Origin of the sequence: Flavobacterium hydatis (genome assembly GCF_000737695.1) — a bacterium.
In the GTDB taxonomy this organism is placed as follows: domain Bacteria; phylum Bacteroidota; class Bacteroidia; order Flavobacteriales; family Flavobacteriaceae; genus Flavobacterium; species Flavobacterium hydatis.
In genome coordinates this window covers 31536-51287 of sequence record NZ_JPRM01000021.1, presented here as the reverse complement: position 1 = coordinate 51287, position 19752 = coordinate 31536, and the positions used below count along the sequence as shown (strand labels likewise).

Annotated in this window: 6 protein-coding genes; 2 read left to right on the top strand and 4 right to left on the bottom strand. The window is 33.2% G+C overall.

Translation table 11 applies throughout. The annotated features are described in order from the left end of the window. Positions 1-29: 29 nt before the first annotated feature. A complete protein-coding gene (locus IW20_RS13710) occupies positions 30-935 on the top strand; it encodes a hypothetical protein (protein ID WP_035623259.1) in 906 nt (301 codons plus the stop codon). Between the two features lie 18 nt (positions 936-953). Then, the gene (locus IW20_RS13705) at positions 954-2345 is read left to right on the top strand and encodes a hypothetical protein (RefSeq protein ID WP_035623256.1); all 1392 of its coding nucleotides are present in this window, start codon (positions 954-956) and stop codon (positions 2343-2345) included. Positions 2346-2384: 39 nt separating this feature from the next. On the opposite strand, the gene IW20_RS13700 is transcribed toward IW20_RS13705, so the two are convergent. The 4 genes from IW20_RS13700 to IW20_RS13685 form a co-directional block, all read right to left on the bottom strand. After that, positions 2385-3530 carry a peptidogalycan biosysnthesis protein gene (locus tag IW20_RS13700; RefSeq protein ID WP_035623252.1) on the bottom strand — a complete coding sequence of 382 codons (1146 nt, stop codon included), beginning with the start codon at positions 3528-3530 and terminating at the stop codon, positions 2385-2387. Between the two features lie 136 nt (positions 3531-3666). After that, positions 3667-4155, bottom strand: coding sequence for a DUF1761 domain-containing protein (locus IW20_RS13695; RefSeq protein WP_035623250.1), 489 nt, complete (start codon positions 4153-4155; stop codon positions 3667-3669). A 170-nt stretch (positions 4156-4325) separates the two neighbouring features. Continuing rightward, positions 4326-12641 carry a CARDB domain-containing protein gene (locus tag IW20_RS13690; protein WP_035623248.1) on the bottom strand — a complete coding sequence of 2772 codons (8316 nt, stop codon included), beginning with the start codon at positions 12639-12641 and terminating at the stop codon, positions 4326-4328. A gap of 10 nt (positions 12642-12651) precedes the next feature. After that, the gene (locus tag IW20_RS13685) at positions 12652-19626 is read right to left on the bottom strand and encodes a leucine-rich repeat domain-containing protein (RefSeq protein ID WP_035623246.1); all 6975 of its coding nucleotides are present in this window, start codon (positions 19624-19626) and stop codon (positions 12652-12654) included. Positions 19627-19752: the final 126 nt, after the last annotated feature.

Sequence of the window (19752 nt, the reverse complement as noted above, 5' to 3'; positions counted from 1 at the left end):
ATAATAACCCCGTCATATATTTATTAATAATGAAAAAAATATTTTTCACAATTTTTATTCTGATTCATAGTGTAATACATTCTCAAAGTGTTGATTTGAGAAATTTGACAATGAATAGCGATTTAATCCTTTTTGTTGAATATTCAGATTTTGAATACGGAAATAGGTATATTAATGATCATTATAAAGTGGGATATATTAAGGTAAATAATTATGAGGAAATCATAAAAAATGACTCTAATATTAAATTTATAGATAAAGAAATTTTTTGCCCTCAAAGTGAAAATGATTATTACGAAAGCAGTATGATGAATGGCGAAACTTGTATGGGCATTGTGGAAGGCGTTGATTCTAATAGAAAATATTATGGTATACTGTTTTTTAAAAAAGAAAAAAAGAAACTGACGCTATTGGTGCATCTTTCGAAAAGTGATTTTGACTGGAAAAATATAATTGAGAAAATAAAAAAGGTAAAAGAAATTGAAAATTCAAAATCGCCAGAAGAACGTTATGAAAAAAGTATTGACTATTATTTGAAATGTAATGATTTGCCTAAGTATGACTTTATAAATTATTACAGACAAGTAAAAGTTTTAAAATCGGATACTTTAGTCTTAAACGAGAAACAATTAATCTTGGCGAAAGATAATTTTTTGGGAGGAAATGAAAGCTATTACGAATTGATTTCGGAAAAATTTCCCGAAGAAGTAAAACAATTTTATATTAATAAAATGAAGGAGATACTAAGCAAAAATGAAGAAGAGTATTTTAGTTCCTATGATTTTAATGAGGCATACGAAAGGGCTACAAATACTGGCTTTATGGATGATAGTGCAATGGGAAAATTAAAAGACAAATTATCTAATGAAATAACACTTAAGGAAAGAATAGACATTATGCAAACTTTAATTCAAAATGCTGAACAAGAAGATTAGCCGACAATATTACGCTTAATGAAAAATAAACTTCTCTTAATTCTATTTGTTTTTGTGACAATCGCGAATGCGCAAAACAAAGTTACAGACATTACTAACTACGATTATTGTCAGGTTAATAGCAACACGCTTTATTTTTATAAAATTGAGAAAAAAGGGTTTACTGAAAGTCGCGGCAATTTTTTTCATGGTAATATATTTGATGTTTATGCTACAGAAAAAGTAGATTTTATAGACAAAAAATATTATGGCAGTATGGATGCGATAAAACTCTCTGATTTGAATAGTGATTTTGATTTATTAAAAGAGTTTAGAGGTAAAGTTTACTTTGTGGATCAGCCTCATTTAAAACATTTTTATTTCTTGAAGAATGATAGCGTTTTGGTTTGTAAAGTAATAAGAAAGAAAGAGGTTTGGGAATTAGAAAGTGAAAAAGAAGATGAAATACATAAGATGGTCATGGCTAATAATAAAATTATTTATTGGTCTTCACGTCTAGGTTTGATTTATAAAAAAGATAATGAGATAAAAACAAGTTTTCTGGATTTGCAAAGTGATTATAACACTTATGGTCTTAAGATTTCCATAAAGGATAAAAATGCTGTTAATATGGAAACAGGATATTTTGAAATTGGAAAATATACTCTTAAAATAAAAAAAGACAGCAGTTATACGGTTTTTAAGGGTAATCAAAAGATCTTGGATGACTTGCCGTTAAAATATTACAATAACAAACATCTTATTACGATCGATGATAAGACTGTGAAATTCTACAATTCTGATTTTGTATTAGACAGCACTTTTGCCTACCGTGACATTTATCAAGGATCTGGGAATATTGAGATATTGACAGAAAACAAAATTAAAAAAATTGACACTCGTGTTTTTACTCCTGCATTTTACAGCAATGGAGCTTTAGGCTGTGGAACTGTTACAAGATATACATTGAGTATAAAACGGAACAGAATTAGGAAAATCGTTAATGCAGAAATGACTTATGGTTATACATCGATGCCTAAAAATATTTTTATCGACTCTAAAATAAAATTTGATTCACTGCTTTTTATAAGCCGAGGAAAGACTATGGAATATTCTGTGAATGGTGGTTTTGATGATCGACTGATATTAATAAAAAATAAAAAGGAAGGACTTTACACCTTTAAACAAAAAAACGATACGATCACTTTGAAGGAAATAGTGCCAATAAAATACGATAAGATTTATTCATTAAATGGTTTTGTAATTTTAAACAAAAACAATCAAATGGATTTTTATGATAAAGATTTTAAGGTAAATACGATGCGTTTTTCTAATATTGATTTTTTTAGTTATAACTATTTAAGATATAAAAAAAGGAATCATACCGGAGGCTGGATGAACAGAAGAGGAATTTTATTTGATGATTTATAAAAAGAAAACCTATCTGATTTGGTATAATAATGGATTTAATTATTTAAACGGATTTCGTTCTTGCCAATCTGTTTTAGGTTCCAGATAATTAAATAATTTGGCAATATTATGGTTAATCAGTTTATTGCTGTGCGTGATAAGTCCATATAATTTTACTGGTTTTGCCCCCACAGAACTTTTTATTTCCAGAGCCGTTCTGGCAAAAATAACTTCTTTAAAATTTCTGTTTATAGAAAGTGCAATCATGTCGTAAAGCATGTTTAAATACAACATTTTTTCGCGTTGAATACTTTCGTCATAACCTAAAAAATAAGTATCCATTGCTGTTCCATTCATGATTAAAGTATTGAAACCAATAAGTTTTCCATCAATAAAATAACCATAAAAAAGGAATTTCTCCTTTAGTGTTTCTTTAAAAACTCTAAAGTGATTCTTGGCTAAGAAAAAGGTATTAAAAGGAGCATTCTTGGCTACATGATAATATAGGTCATAAATAGAATCTTCAAAAGTGATGATATCATCTAGATCCATTTTTCTTTTGTCTATTCCCAGAGCTTTTTTGCGAGTACGTTTGTATTGATCGCGGTATTTTTTGGATAATGCATTAATATAATCCTCTTCGGTTTTCCAATCTTCATTGATTTTAAAAACCATATTTGGTTGGATAGAGAACGTGTAGCCTTTTTTAAATTCGGCAGAAAGCATATCAATTTCGGTTGCCGAAAAATCTTTGATAGTCGTGATATGGATTTTTTGCCCTTTTGCTTTAAAATCTTTTTTTAGTGCATTTACTCCTTTATGCAATAATTTAATTCCTTTTTGCTGACTTATTTTTTCAGAAAATGAAAATGCGTTTTGACCCGTAAGCATATTGTTTCCAACAAATAAAACGTGCGAAGCAAATTTCTTGAAAGCAAAATTACGAACTGAAGTTTTTACACATTTATCTCGTTCTCCAAATGATTCTAGCTTATTAGAATCTAAGAACTGAGTAAGAACAATACCAACTAATTCGGAGTCTTTAAAGAGTCCTATATAATGGCACAACATATTGGTTGGTGCCGATTTTTCTAATACTTCAAGATACTCTCTGGATAAGAAAATATTATGCGTTGCTAAGTCATTCCATGTTTCAGGAAGTGAGGTAGTATTAGTATAAATCTGGAAAGAATAAGATGCATTCAAGGTAAGAGTACTATATTGTTCAAATTTACTTAATAATAACAGAATAATATAATTTACGGTTCGTTTTACTTGTAAATTTTCTAAAAAAGAAATCCGTCTGATTTTTTAATTTCAAACGGATTTTATGTTTTAATTTTTATGCCCAAGCGCAAATAATTCCTCCCATAATAGTTAGGGTAAGAATCCAATATCCGGCATGTACAAAAATATATTTCCAAGATTTTCTTTCGAATAAACCATTGATTGCTAACATTGGGAAAGCAAAAAATAAGCCTGTCATGAAACCATGAAGTGCTCCATGTTTAAAAGTGCGAAAAGCGGTTCCATAATCGGCCATGAAAGCAGCAAAAGATGGTTTTGCACTTGCTACCAATGGTGGTCCTCCTACCATTCCTACTGCGCCTGATTGATGTATCGTTAATGCTGAAACAATTATAGTCATCATTAATGAAAAGATGTAAGTTAATACGAATATTTTAAGCATACTTCCTTTCTGGAGGTCTTCTTGAGTTACTCCAGCTTCTCTCATCCAGATGGTTCCAAATACTTTAGGATTATACCAGATAAAACCTGTAACAAGAGTTGTAAGTGCCGAAGCAAAAAAGGCTAAGAAATTCATTTCCATAAGATTAGGGTTTAAGGTTAGTTATTCAAATTTAATAAAATATTAAATACTAATTACATTAGTTTTTTTGTTTCAAATATCTGTTTCTTAAGTTTTTAATTGATATTTGGTTTGTTTTTGCTGTAGCTGGATAAAAAAACGGGATGCTTTATTAGAGCATCCCGTTTTTATTATTTAATTAAAAAACTAGATTTATAACTTGTTTCTGAATTTCGTAATACTAAGTAATATACTCCAGAAGCTTTTAAATGTGTGTGGATTTCTTTTTTAAAGTTATCGTTTACATTTATTTTATCCTGTTCATAAACAATTCTTCCTCCTACATCATATATCGTAAGTTTAAATGTTCCTTGTTCACCAATTAAAGATAACGTGAATGTACCATTATTAGGAACAGGAGCAATTATTAATCCTTTTTTATTCGGATTTGTGTGATCATCGATACCCAGAGTAGCATCTACTTTTATTTCTGAAGATGTTGTTTTGCTACATAAACCTGATGTTACATAATTTAGAGAAAGAGTTTGTGTTCCCTTTTGAGTCCATTTTATGGTAACCGTATTATTTGCCTGACTTACAATTTCGCCTCCAGTAACATTCCAATTATAACTTTGCATATTTGGTGTAGCTGTATAAATAGTAGTCGCATTGGTTTCGGTAATAAGTAAATCTCCTGTTATAGTGGCCAGAATTGTTTTTAAGATTCCGATGTTCTCATAAACAACTCCTTTTCCTTGTAAATCACTCGTTTTTTTATGTAGTTTCGATAAATCGACTCCAAATGTAATATCTCCGTCTTCATTGAGGTTATCGATATTTTCAATCTTAAATTCAGTATCAGATATTTTAGCGATTGCTACTTTTTCGTTAGGAATGGTTATTCCTCCAGATTTAATTATCAAGGCATCTTTTGTAAACAGAGACGCTTTAATTTCATCTGTAAAGAGTACTTGAAGATATTCTATTTCCGAGCAATCTGTACTGTTATTTTTTATTGGATTAATTGTACTGCTAAGGTCCACAACATCTATGTATGTTTCGATGCTTACTGGGTCGCTTGCATTTCCATATTCATCATAAGCAATGGCTTCAAAAGTATTTTTTCCGATATATCCAGTAATAGCAAAACTTAAATCTCCTGCTGTTTCTAAGTATTTTTTATCTACTAATACTTTGCTAGTTGGAGTTATTACATAAAGTTCTATAGCTTGTTTATTCTCTATAGTTTTTAGAGCGATCGATAAATCGTTGCCAGAAGTAATATTGTCTGTCGACGAAATTCCTCTGTCTGGAGTAATACGCATATTGGTTGGTGAAGCTGGTTTGTCAAATTTAACAGTCCACATAGTACTTGTAGTTCCAGTTCCATAATTGCCAGATACATCTATAAAGTTAGATTGATCTATTACTAATTTGTATCCGCCAGCTGTATGTGTATGTTCTCCTAATCCTGAAATTAGATAATGTAAATCATCCTGTTTTGTAACGGTTAATTTAGCATTTAGATCTACGCTTCCTTTGAACAGTGTAATCCAGCTAGCTTCAAAATTATTTTTCAAAGCTTTATTTAGAATTATCTGCATATCGGTAACGTTCTGGCTATTAAGCGCACCTTGGTATTGTGGCTTAAAGCTATCTACTTCGGGAACAATTAAATCAACTTTCCATTTATGAGATTGCGCTATTAACCCCTGAGAGTTGTCTTCGGCTTTTATAGTTGGTAAATCAACTGTTAATTCGTAATCTCCTTTTTCTAGATTGTATTGGTTTAATCCTACGATAGTATATTTCTGATTGTTCTCGGTTACTATCGTGATATTATCCAATGGTTTTCCGTTTAACTTCAATTTATCTTTAGTAAACTGGATTGGTTTTACTATTTTATTAAATGATATTTCGACACTATTTACGGCTTGAGCTTCTGTTTGATCTGTTTTAAACTGGATGATTCCTAATTCTCCAATTATTTGTGTCCATGAAACAGATTTTCCTTCAACTCCTTCATTTTCTTCCAGATCTTTTATTCCTGCACATTGTACTGTAAGTTCATAATAACCTGAAGCAATGGTTAGTGTTTTAACGTTTAATACATAAGTAGAATCGTTTACTTTACCTATAAAACTATCATTAAATGGAATTTTATTTCCTTGATGAATTAGTGTTATATTTTGGGCTTTAAAGGTGCTCGGGTTTATAGCTTTATTAAAGTTTACCTGAACAGATTCTACCGCTTTGGTAATCGTTGACGGAATGCTTCCAAAAGAAACTACTTTCGGAACATTGGTGTTTATTGGGGTGTAATACAAGGTGTATTTTTCTAATCCTGATAAATTGTCAACAAAATGAAGATTGTTTTCATATTTAGGGTTAGCTCCATCTCTTAAAGTAACAAATGTTTGCCAGAAGTTTTGCAAAGGCAATTCTAGGCGATCACTGTTTCTTACTACTCTTACAAGTTTGTATTTATCTCTACCCGGATCAGGTAAATTACCATAATTCCATCCTGTTTTAGACGAGTTCATAGTTAAAGTTGTCGTTAACTGAGTTGGTGAAATAAGGTTAGAAACGCTTGCATTACTTGCTTTATACACTTCGTCACTTCCGCCATTAGAATAATAAATAGCATCTGGAGTATCATTTGCATCTGGAATATCATTTACAAGGAAATCTCCAATGTTATCTTGTCCTGCTCCATAAGCTTTTACGCTTTTAATGAGTTCATGAACATAAGATGCTTTTATTAGACTTAGATTTTTATTTCCGAAGTTGCTTACATGTTTTACTTTTAAATCATATTCTATAAAATGACCTAATAATGTACTAGTAAACCACCATTGTCCGATAGCTGTTTTTTGTGACTCGATATTTCCAAAATCTACATTTAGTAAACCTAATTGTTTTGGTTCATTATTAAAGTTACTAGCTATAATTTCAAAATCAATTAATAGGCCTTTTTTGTTCTCTACAATTTCAGGTTGCATTGATTCTACCTGAACATTTTTGGCTTGACCATAACCTTCATTTTTAATTAATAATGCCATTTCTGCTGGAACTATTGGTTCTACTTTTTCGGTTAATGGATCATCTCCAATAATATCACGCTGCATAAAATAATGCAATACTAAATCTGGGCTAGGGTTCACTTCTAGTGTAACCGGAAATAAGTTTACGGTTACTTTCTCGCCCGTAATTGGGTCTAAATAAGATAATGTTCCTCCAAAAGAGTATGATTTAGCAACTGTAGGAGCTGCTTCTTTGGTTGGAATAAATAGTACTGTTCCGGATTTGTTACTTTGTGGGTCAACAATTCCTGTTCCGCTTAGGAAAGCGTCTTTATTAATCTGGAATAAATGTGTCATATCATTTCCAGCGTCATCAGTAATTATAAGGTCTAAATTTATACCTGTTAATGTGCTAGAATCACTACCATTATTCATTGTTAATGTACCTTCAAATGCTTCTCTGGTCATGGTCATTTTTTGAGAGAATTTTACGGTAACGGTAGCACAAACACTATTGTTGTTTTTTTGTTCTTCGATATATTTTTCTAAATCGTCTAAAGTTCCTTCAATCATTTCTGCTGATGAAGCATATCCTTTAAGTTTAGCATATTTATCTGATGCAATTACAACTTTAGCATTCTGATCAAGTTTGTTTTTATTAACTATAGAAGGGTAGGTACCGTTTGGTTCGTATATTCCTTGTGACCATGCATCTACAGTATTGTTCCATCGGGTTACAAATGTGGTAACGTTTTCTGCGGTAATTCCTTTTCCAGCAGTTAGGCTCGTTAGATTAGTAATATCATTTTGAGAGAATTTAGATTTTGCCTCTACTATCGGAATTACATAATCGGCAAAGGCATTATATCCTTCAGCTTCTGGATTTATATCATTAAATAGTTCTTTCATCGAGCTCATGTAGGCGCTCAGGAATTTATCGTATTCTACCATATTATGATAGGTTAGATCCATTACAGTGTTTCCTGCCATTCTAGCTGCACCTTTATTACAGGCTTCATAAGCTTCTATAAATGATTTAACACATTTTGTAACGCTTTCGATGGCTTTGTAGCAATAATATCCTGCTACAGGTATAGCTAGTCCTCCTGTTTCTGCCGCTGCACCAACTGCTGCAACGCACTTGGTTACACTACGTACAGATTTTGTACATGTCCAGATTGTTTTTACTATTTTTAAGAAACAAGGATCACAGATATTAGGAAGTGATGTTATAACATCTCCTACACCTGCCCAAGGAACAAAAATACCCCAACCAGTTCCTCCCGGATATTGACCTCCGCAATTAGGACCTGTACAGGCTGGTAATGATGGAGTACCAGAACCATGACAAACTGTAGTATAGTATGGCTTAAATGCTGCTACATCTTTTTCGGTTTCGCATATATAAGTTCCTTTTACAATTAGAACAGTTTGACATGATGTTCCGCCTGCTGCCATACGTAAAATCGAAGCAGATCTTGTAATTACGATAGGTACAATAAGAGATGATTTTGCGTTTAAAATATCTATTTTGCTAATCAGTGGTGTTAGTGTATATCCATCTACATTTCCTATCGCAATTTCTACTTTGTGTGTGGCTATTAATCCGTGATTTGTTACGGTTGCATAACTCATTCTGCTTTGTCCAGGTTCCAGATCTAGTACAGGATTATCAACTTCGATAATAAGTACTGGTTTAGGAACATTGGTTTCGAACTTAACGGTTAAATCGGTTTTGTATTCGTCTTTAATTTCAGTTGGTTTTACTGTCCATTCGTAACTAACTGCCTGATAAGAAATAAATATTTTTTGGGTAGTTACTTTACCTGGATCTACAACAAAATTGTTTTGATAATTTTCGTGTTTATCAGCTGTAACATTTACAGTATAATATCCTTCTGGGATTTCTTGGGTTTTGAATAATCCGTTCTCATCGGTAATTCCTTCTGCCATAATTTCTCCCGAAAACGGATGGCGTACAACCACTTTTGCTCCTTTTACATGTGGTGCTTTCTCGGTATTATAAGTGTACTCATCTACTACATCTATAAGCAAAGAACCTTTGGCTTCTGATACTGTTTCTACTTTAAAAGGTATACTAAGTCCTTCTCCGTTAGAAAGGCTAACTGCTAAGTTTCCTGTTAACGGAACGTTGAGTTGTTGCTTATCTGTAGGTGCTAACTCTAATACTATATTTGCGGTTTCGTTTGGCGCAATTTTATCTATAATTTGCGGACTTTTTAATTTTAGCCAATCAAGTTTAGGTAATTGTATTTTTACTTTTTCGGCATCGATTGCTCCGGTATTTGTTATTGCTACCTCATAAAAACGACTACTTCCTTTAATCATTGTTGTATTGATGCTTACAGGATTTGCAGTTATTTTGGCATATTGAGCTTTGCAATGGTAATAGGCTAGAATATCAAGTTTGGCACCTTCAGATGATGTTATGGCAAAATTAATTTCATAATATTTTTGTTCTACCGAAGGTTTGTCTGCTAATATGGTGTAATTAATTATTCCTTCTTGTCCTGGAGCTAATGTTATTGGACTTGATTGAATATTGAATCCAGCATCTACTGGGAGTTCTATTTTTATATTAGATAGAGTTGTTATTCCGTTGTTCTTTAATTTAAATTCTCCGTTAAAAGGAGTTTTGGTAACCACTTCCCATTTTAGATAATCAGACGGTTTGTTTGTCCATTGAAATCCTATAATGTCAAATTCTGCTTGTGCTGCGTTTTTGGTTCCAGGATATCCTGCACTAACAGTATAATGCCCGCTTTCTCCTTGTAATGGTACAAAATCGTAGGCAAAGTTTCCAGAGCCATTTGTTTGGGTAATGTAAGAGCGAACAAATTTTCCATTTGTTATCGTGATTTCGACATCTTTATTAGGAGCAGGGGAGCTATTAATAATCATTTTTGTCGAACCAGTTATGGTTACTGCTTCACCAGATTTGTACCATGATTTTGATACGGTAGCTGTCGCTGAATAGCTAGGATTTAGCTTAATGCTTGTAAATGATTCATTATTGATATATGATAACTCATTTATCTTTTGATCTGAATTAACGACTACAATTAAGAAGAATTCTCCAGCTTGTTCTGGTAGTTGAATCGTTTTTATAAAATCTGAAGATTTACCCGCTTCTATGTCTTTATCTAATTGGGCATTTGCCAAAAGGATTCCGTTTTTAGGCGATTTATCTTTAGAAAGGTAATATTCTATTTTTGAACCTTTAATTAGAGATGCAAATCCCTGATTGGTTACTGTTGTTGTTACTTCGATATTATCTTTTCCTGTTGCTTGTAGTACAGTATTTACTTTTGTAATTATAGCATCAGGTTTATTTTGATCTGTAACAAGTATCCATGCAAATCCTGAACTGTAGGTGTCGGCTTCGGCTTGTATACGTACAGTCTGATCACCTTTTTTATCAACATCTATTTTGGTGCTTATAGTTACCTCTACACTTTCTTTGCCCACAGGAATAGTTGTGGTTGCCGGGATAGTTACAATCGTAGGTGCATCTGACGAAAGTCTTACAGGAATTGCTGTCGATGTATCTACTGTATTTCTGGTAATGGTTATTTTTCCTGAGTTTTCTTGTCCTGCTTTAATTGTTGCAGGATTAGCTTTTACGAGCAGAGCAGGGCCATTACTATCTAGTATGGTAATTGTTTTTGTTAATTGACTTCCTGCATTTCCTGCACCTATTGTACAGTTACAAGAAGAAAAATAAACATCGGCAGTTACATCTACTGTTTTTGTACCATCAACAAGTCCGTTGTTTATGGCTCCAATATTAAATTTTCTTTGATTTACATTTGCAGGAAAATCAATAATTTCTGGAAGTATCAGTGCATTTGCTACGCTGGCTTTTAGTTTTATGCTTGTGCTAACATCCGATTTATCCAATCGTTTTATGATAGCATAAGTGGCATAAATTCCGTCTCCTTTAGAGATGGTTTGAGGAGTTATCTCGAATTCAAAAGTTGGAATATTCGAACTCTTTAAACCAATTTCGGTACTATTTGCCTGAAAACCTTCGGCTCTTGCAATGATTTTTCCTAATACTGTAGGTTCAGCAACGATATTATTTTTGACCTCAACTGTAAAAGTAACGCTTTTGCTTCCTGCTGGTAAAATGATTTCTGAAGGAACATTCCAGCGAGAATTCTGATCTGCAGTAAGGCTAAATTTTGTGTCTTTGGCTTTTGCAGAACTAGTTTCTAAAGTAATCGTGATGATATCACCGTTTGTAGCTATTACTTTTGATGGTGTTAGTGTAATTAACGAAACCTCATCATCTATAATTTCGATAGTATCCGAAACTGCTGGGTAATCATTACCGGTTACAGAAAGTGTTACAGTTCTGTTTCCATCGGCTGCTGTATTGTCTATTGGTTTTATATAAAAAACTACAGACGATTGATCTTTAGGGATTTTTATACTCGTAGGGAAATCCAATTGTCCGTTTTGCAAAGCTGCAATTAGGAATGTTTTATCGGTGCTTCTGTCTCCGCTTTGTGTTAATGTGGCTCGGATTACTTCTGTAGCATTTTCCTGAATAGATTTCTTATCGAAGGTTATATACAATACTTTTTCGAGCAAAATTGTATTAGTACTTGTAAGTTTATTATTGACTTGTAATGCGTCTGGTTCTTTTACAGATGGATTAGGAACTACGTTTATCTTTATTTTTACATTTCCGTCTATCCCAATAATTTTAGGAAGGTTAAAAGTAGCATTTCGGCTAATGGTTTTCTTGCTTTCTAAATCGCCATCGTAGGAAACACTTCCTAGTTTATATTCGATTCCTGTATTTTCAGAAATTATACTAATTTGTTCTGTCCATCCTCCAGATGCAATACGATCGCCTATGTTGTTTACACCCCACGACAATGTTATTTTTCCATTAGGAGTAATCTGGGACTCGTTGCTTATTATGCCCGAAATGGTTAAATCAGGATATTGTGCGGTTGCTATAGTAAGTATTCCGTTTGTATGGTTTGATCCTATATCTACTGCATTTTTAGAACTTAATATTACACTAGAAAGGTTTAGATTATGGGTTTGTCCTGACGGATAATTTATCGGAATTTCAATAGGAATCTCTAATAATGTTCCGTTGTTTCCTTTAATTGGATTACTTGTAAGGGAGAGAATTATAAAGTGATAATTACGTGGATTATTCTTCTCTATATTTACATAAATAGCATGATCTCCTTTACGGCTATCGGTTATTTTGGCTGCCTTTTCGTTAATGATAAGTCCTTGCGGAACTGTTAGTGTAAACTCAGCTCCAACTACTTCATCGGTATTGGTTAAATCAATTAAAATTTTAGACTCTTCGCCTGGTCCAGCAGTTGTATTTACAACTTTCAAGCTATTTTGGGCATAAGTAAGTGCTCCTAAAAACAGAAGGATAAATACTAGAAAGGGTTTTAAATTTATGGTTTTTGGTTTAGTAGATGTCATTTTAATAAATTTATTGTATTAACATTTTTCCTTTAAATATTTTCGGGCTGTTTGAAGCTTGTACTTCTAACGTATAAAAATATACGCCTGCAGCAAGTTCTTTTTGTAAAAAGACTGCTTCATGTTTCCCTTCTGAGGTTTCTAAATCTGATTGATGTCTAACAATTTGTCCTTGCATATTGTAAACTTTCAGTGTTACCTTAGTTGCATTTTCTAGCAAATGATATTTTATTGTTGTTTGTTCTCTAAAAGGGTTAGGGAAGTTCATAACAATATCTTTTCCTGTATTTGCATCAATATCATCTATTCCTAGTGTTCCGTTTACAATTTTATAAGGAACTTCGTTTGCATTATCATCAGCTATTACGGCAGAAACTATAGTAGTTTTAGGAGCTACTTTGGCTATAGCCATCTTACCCGATAATGTTTTATTTATAGAGAATCCTACAACACTTGTTTCGTCTTTATTCTCTGCAATAGATACTGTATATCCTTTGGCTGAAAGTAAATCTGATACTTGTGCTTTGCTTGTTCCTTTTAAGCGAATATCAAATGCTGCTGTGGCTGTTGCTTGACTATCGATGTATAAAATATCATCTTCAATACTTAGTACTGTATTCTGATCATTTGTTGATGCAAAACGTTTAGCAACTTGTTGTACTTTTTCTTGTACTCCATCCTGAATTTTATTTATCAGAAGAATAATATCCAAGAGGTTTAAATTCTTATCCTTATTGATATCGGCTGCAGCATAATTAAAGTACTTTGGTTTCTGACTCAAGGTATAATTTAAAGAAGATTGTATGTCTAATATATTTACAATACCATCTAAATTACTGTCTCCTTCGCGATAGGTTAGCGTATAAGTAAGAATACTATTTCTGGCAGATCCTGCTATTTGTCTAAGTTCAAGTGTTTGATTGTTTGGAATATTCCATTCGCTCATTATATTCATTAGCTTAACTCCATCTTCAGGAACGGTTACCATTTGGTAATTGTCTTTTAGCGTCATATTATACGACTGGCTTGGGCTAAATAACTGATTGGTATGATCGTAACGATTAATCTTTTTGTCTTTTATTACTGCATTTACAGTTAGTGGTAATGCGCCTAGATTAATTTTTTGACGATCGATTTTAAAATTCACATTCGACGGAAATACAGCATTTGTTTCTGTAAGTTCATTTTCCGAAAGGTCAATTGTTTTAAGTTTTGTCAATCGGGATAATCCATCAGGAATACTGCCTGTTAATTTATTACGGGTTAGGTTAAGGGTTTGTAGCTCTACAAATTTGCCTAACTGGGCACTAATGTTTCCTATTAAGTTATTATCGGTTAAGTTAATTGCTACAACGTGTCCGTCATTGGTCGTAACTCCTTTCCATCTTTTTTCATGAAGATTATTTGTAGAAACGTCCCAAGGTGTTTTCCAGTTTGCTCCTCCAGCATTTTGGAAAAAAGCAACCAAAGCATCAAATTCTTCTGCTAAAAGAGGCGTTTCAGATCCGTCGGCAATTCCTTTATATTGCAAGTAAGTACCTTGAGAAGCTCCTGTTCTTTGCCAGATAGTAATTTTTGCACCAGCAGGAACATCGGCAATAGATACGCTCGGGAATACAAGAATATTACCTTCTGGTGTGGCTTCGGATATTTTAAAGTTATTTGCTTGTAAGGCAAATAAATACTTCCCTTCTTGCTCAGGATTTGTTTCGTTGTATGTTGTAATAGGAGGTAGAACTACACTAATTTCGTCTCCTTTTAAATACAAGAATTCATCTTTTACAATTGTTTGTCCTCTTAGGTTTACATACACTTTGCTCAGGTCATAAGTAAATACTGTCTCTAGCGCGTCAAAACCATTATTAGATAAATCCAGTTGTTCTATATTCTGGAATTGGTTAAACTGTGCAGGGATAGTTCCTTTAAACTGATTGGCTGCAATAGATAATTTTTTTAAACCTGATATTCCAGAAAGTACTGGTATTGCTCCGTTTAGTTTATTTGCCTGTAAGTTCAGGGTTTTTAAATTTGTGAGTTGCCCAATTGTTGTCGGAATGTTTCCTTCGATAGCATTCGATTGTAGGTTTATAGTTTCCAGATATGTTAATCCAGATAATTCTGCAGGAAGTGTTCCCGACAGATTATTTCCTGATAAACTTAGCGATACCACATGACCTTCTTTTGTTCCTACACCATACCAACTTACTTCATGAAGTTTGTTTTGTGATGTATCCCATTTTTGAGTCCATTGTGCTCCATTTGTACTAGTATAGAATTTTTTTAGAATTTCAAATTCTTCATCTGCCAATGGTTTTCCAAAAGTCACTTTGTTATAGTTAATGGTTGTTCCCTGAGCAGCTCCATCATTTTGTATAATTGTAATTTTGTCTGTTAGTTTTATGCTTAATAAAGCAATATCCTTAAAGATTAGGTTGCCCTCTTTATTAGAATAATTCGAAACTTTATTTACGCCATTGATATAAAGGGTAAAATAATTTTTGTTATTAATGCTTCCTCCATCGGCGTTAAAAATAAAAGTACTTAGCGTAGGCAGGTTTATTACCAGTTCATTTGCACCTACTTCTATAGTTGGGATAGCGATGGTTTGATAGGTAAAGTCTACTGTTTTTAATAAAGGTAAACTAGCCAATGCTTCATCTGCATTCTCGATATTATTATAACTTAGGTAGAGCGTTTTAAAGGCTTTTAATTTCCCCCATGACGAAGGAATAACACCTTTTAATTTGCAATATCTTAAATCTAAAGATTCTAGAGATTCCAACTCAGAGAAGATGGCTAAATCCGTAGTGCTTAAATCTTTGGTATAACTTCCTCCATACAAAGAAAGATTTTTTAGGTTTTTTAAGTTCCCAAAAGAAGCTGGTATTGCTCCTGTAACATTACTGTTATTGTTAAGGTTAATACCTGTGATATGTCCGTTTTGTATACTTACACCATACCAAGGTCCTTCATGTAAATTATTTAAGCTAGTGTCCCATTTATTACTCCATTTGCTGCCTCCCATAGCATTATAAAAATCTACTAAAGCTTGATATTCTGCATCTGGAATCTTAGGCTGATCTACTTTTACATTAGTGAAATAAATATTAGTATAATAAGCTGCTCCCGAAGCACCATCGTATTGCTGACGCAGATACAATTGATCTCCTGTTTTTAGGGTAGCCAAATACGTTGCAGGAATAGTAAGGCTTGCATCTTGGGCAACGGTTAAGTTAGTTCCTACCTGTGCGCCACGTACATATACAATAAATTGTCTTTTGGCGGAGAAGTCATTAAGAGGTCTGTTATAAAGAACCGTATTAGGTAAATTACTAATTCTTACATCTGTTCCTTCGTATAAGAAGTTCTCGATGCTAAGTGTTTGTGAGTTTAGCTCTAAACTTACCGAAGTTTTTAATAGCCCCTGAATGTTTGATACTTTGTTACTAGAAAGATCTAAAGAGGTTAATTTATTTAGGTTTTCTAATTCTTTAATAAGAACCTCTATTTGGTTGCTATTTAGGTTTAATGTAGCAAGATTAGAGAGATTGCCTATTGTTGCTGGAATTGCTTTTATCTGATTAACGGATAAATCGGCTGTTACCAAACTTTCTATTGCGCCAAACTCTTCTGGCAATCCTGTAATGGCATTGTTACTTAAATACAGCGATTTTAGTTTTTTAAGCTTACTCCATGAAGCAGGCAAATCTCCTTTTAATTTACTATATCTTAAATCCAAAACTTCTAGAGATTCCAGTTCAGATAAAACGCTCAAATCGGTAGTGCTTAAATCTTTGGCATAGCTTCCTCCGTAAAGAGAAAGATTTTTTAGAAATTTTAAATTTCCGAAAGAAGCAGGAATTGATCCCGCAACATAATGATTGTTGTTAAGATTAAGTCCTGTTATGTGTCCGTTTTCGATACTCACGCCGTACCATGCACCTTGATGTAGGTTGTTCTGGCTAGTGTCCCACTTATTAGTCCATTTATTACCGCCCATTACAGTATAAAAATCGACCAAAGCTTCGTATTCGGCATCAGGTATTTTTGGCTGCTCTACTTTTACATTAGTAAAAAATATGTTGGTATAATATGCCGCGCTAAGTGTTCCGTCGTATTGCTGACGCAGATAGAGTTGATCTCCGGTTTTTAGTGTAGCCAGATAACTTACAGGAATAGTAAGGCTACCATCTTGCGCCATGGTTAAGTTAGTTCCTACCTGAGCACCACGTATGTAAAGAATAAACTGTTTACGACCCGAAAAATCATTTTTGGATTTATTATAAGTAACTATATTCGGGAAGTTCTCGATTTTTACATCGGTTCCTTCGTATAGGAAATTTTCGATGCTAATGGTTTGAGAGTTTAGTTCCAGATTAACCTGACTTTTTAATAAGCCAACGATATTAGATATTTTATTGCTCGAAAGATCTAGCGTTCTTAGTGCATTTAAATTTTCGAATTCTTTTATAAGTACTTCTATTTGGTTGCTATAGAGGTTTAATGTAACAAGGTTCGAAAGATTACCTACAGATACCGGAATTGCTTTTATTTGGTTAGATGATAAATCGGCTGTTACCAAACCTTCCATTGTACCAAACTCTTCTGGTAATCCTGTAATGGCATTGTTGCTTAAATACAGTGATTTTAGTTTTTTTAATTTACCCCATGAAGCAGGAATATCTCCTTTTAATTTTGAATATCTTAAGTCCAGAGATTCTAAAACTTCTAAGTCAGATAAAACGTTTAAATCGGTTGTGCTTAAATCTTTGGTGTAACTTCCTCCATAAAGAGAAAGGTTTTTTAGGTATTTTAAATTTTTAAAAGAGGCTGGTATTGCTCCCGTAACATTACTATTGTTGTTAAGGTTAAGGTTTGTAATATGTCCGTTCTCGATACTTACACCATACCATGCACCTTCGTGGAGATTATTTTGGGATATATCCCATTTATTATTCCATTTTGTACCGCCCATTGCATTATAAAAATCAACTAAAGCTTGATACTCTGAATCGGGTATTTGTGGCTGATCTACTTTTACATTAGTAAAAAAGATATTGGTATAATAAGCTGCGCTAAGTGCTCCATCGTATTGTATACGCAAATATACCTGATCGCCTGTTTTTAGGGTTGCCAGATAACTAGAAGGAATGGTTACGCTGGCATCTTCTGCCATTGTTATATTAGTTCCTACCTGACTGCCTCGTATGTAAACCATAAATTGTCTTCGTCCCGAGAAATCATTTTTAGATTTATTGTAGGTAACTATATTCGGGAAATTCTCGATTTTTACATCGGTACCACTGTATAAAAAGTTCTCTAGATTTATGGTTTGAGAATTTAATTCGAGGCTTACCGAACTTTTTAACAACGCTACAATATTCGAAATTTTATTACTCGAAAGATCTAACGTTCTTAGAGCATTTAAACTTTCAAATTCTTTTATAAGAACTTCTATCTGGTTACTGGCTAAGTTTAGCGTTACTAAATAAGAAAGATTGCCTATAGAAACAGGAATTGTTTTTATCTGATTATTAGATAAGTCTAGTGTTACCAGATTTTCTATTTCTCCTAGTTCATCAGGTAATCCTGTAATAGCATTGTTGCTAATATAAAGAGTCTTTAATTTTTTTAGTTTGCTCCACGAAGCAGGTATATTGCCTTTAAGCTTGGTATATCTTAAATCTAGAGTTTCTAGAGATTCTAATTCTGATAGCGAACTTAAATCGGTAGTGTTTAAGTCTTTGCCATAACTTCCTCCATAAAGAGAAAAGCTTTTTAGGTATTTTAAGTTCCCGAAAGAGGCTGGTATTGCTCCAGATATATTGCTGGTATTGTTGAGGTTAATTCCTGTTACGTGTCCGTTTTCTATACTTAAGCCATTCCACGCACCTTCGTTAAGATTGTTTTCATTAATGTCCCATTTAGTACTCCATTTGCTACCATTCATAGCGTTATAAAAATCGACTAATGCCTGATATTCTATATTTGGAATCCCTGGCTGATTAACTTTTACAGTAGTAAAATAAATATTGCTGTAATAAGCTGCTCCCGAAGTTCCGTCGTATTGCTGACGCAGATATACTTCATCTCCGTTTTTTAGTGTAGCCAGATAAGCCGATGGAATCGTAAGGCTACCATCTTCGGCAACGGTTACATTTGTTCCTATCTGACTTCCTCGTACATAAATTCCTATTGGTCTTCTGGCAGAGAAATCATTTTTGGCTCTGTTGTAAAGAACAACATTTGGGAGGTTACTAATTTTTAAATCGACTCCTTCATATTGTAATTTATCTATGCTAAGAGTTTGAGAATTTAGCTCTAAGCTAACGGTGCTTTTTAATAAAGCTTCGATATTTGATATTCTATTACTGGCAAGATTTACTGTTCTTAAGGCAGTAAGGTTTTCTAATTCTTTTGTTAGAACACTTATTTGGTTGGTAGATAACTCTAAAGTTATTAAGCTTTCTAGCTCTCCAATTTCTTTAGGCAAAGAAGTGATGGCGTTGTTGCTTAGGTATAAAGTTTTTAGTTTTTTAAGCTTATTCCATGAGGCCGGAATGCTACCTTTTATATTACAATATCTTAGGTCGAGAGTTTCTAGAGCTTCTAGTTCAGATAGGACACCCAGATCGGTTGAGCTTAAGTCTTTACCGTAATTTCCTCCGTAAAGGGAAAGGTTTTTTAGGAATTTTAAATTCCCAAAAGAGGCGGGAATTTTTCCAACAATGTTGTTGGTGTTGCTGAGGTTAATTGTGGTGACATGTCCGTTTTCTACGGTTACGCCATACCAGGCGACCTCATGAAGATTATTTTCTTTAGTATTCCATTTATTATTCCAGTTAGATTCGCCAGTGGCTTTGTAAAAATCGACCAGAGCTTGATATTCTGTGTCAGGAATAGGAATGTTTGTAGGGGTTTGAAATGCAAAAATAGGGGAACTAATAAGGAGGAATATTAGTTTAATGAGTAGTTTTTTCGTCATAACTCAAGGGTTTAAGGGTTAGTTGATTGGCAATGTATTTAGTTGTTAGGTGTTAATTGGCAAAAGTAGGAAAAATATCTACATAAAAAATTGACGAAATTATTTATTTAAGAAAATACGTGTGAT